Consider the following 367-nt stretch of genomic DNA (forward strand, 5'->3'; position numbering starts at 1 on the left):
GGATTATTGTTGTAGATGTAGCCTTGGATCTTTATATCGAACGGCGCCCCAGCAAAATAGGAATTACCCTCAATTTCCAGCAACCAGCTAGTACCGTTTGGGCCGGAAAAATCTATGCTGGTGCGGATCAGGGTTCCGTCAATAAAGTTACGACTGGATTGCAAGCTTTGCGAAGACTCGGTGAGTCGCGCGGCAAATTCAGTCGATGCTAATTGTGTGCCGCGTGTTCCTGGTGCCGCCGTCGGCGCCGTCGGTATGCCAGTAAGCGCAGGTGATGTCAACGGCGCTTTGGTCGCCAGCAAATTCGTCATGGTGGTGGAGAAATTGGCGTCATTGCCCAGGGCGGCAGCCAGTTCATTGAGCGTAT

1 pseudogene is annotated in these 367 nt (G+C 52.9%); it reads right to left on the minus strand.

The window, feature by feature from the left end:
- Positions 1-367: pseudogene (locus KDM89_RS22640) on the minus strand (hypothetical protein); the annotation flags it as partial.

The sequence above is a fragment of the Cognatundibacterium luofuense genome (assembly GCF_018139685.1).
Taxonomy (GTDB): domain Bacteria; phylum Pseudomonadota; class Gammaproteobacteria; order Burkholderiales; family Burkholderiaceae_D; genus Undibacterium; species Undibacterium luofuense.